This window comes from Massilia sp. NBRC 108631 (assembly GCF_059704565.1).
Genome location: NZ_BAAKJE010000299.1, coordinates 1 through 209, shown reverse-complemented (window position 1 = coordinate 209; position 209 = coordinate 1). Strand labels below are relative to the sequence as shown.

1 protein-coding gene is annotated in these 209 nt (G+C 60.3%); it reads left to right on the top strand.

Annotated elements, in window-relative coordinates; genetic code table 11:
* Nucleotides 1-209, top strand: a 209-nt coding sequence (locus AC6H42_RS32015) for a transposase (protein WP_497549826.1), incomplete at both ends; no start/stop codon positions are given.

Here is a 209-nt window from a genome sequence, read left to right as displayed (position 1 = left end):
TCGATTCTTGGCGAGAGCGGGCTGGCGGGCCAGCTCAAGAAGATGCTGGCCGAGCGCATGTTGACGGCGGAGTTGAACCACCATCTGGCCAACGAAGCCGAGTCGAGCGAAAACCACCGCAACGGCAGCAGCTCCAAAACGGTACTAACCCCAGGCGGGAAAATCCAGTTGGATGTCCCTCGTGACCGGCTTTCCAGCTTCGAGCCGAA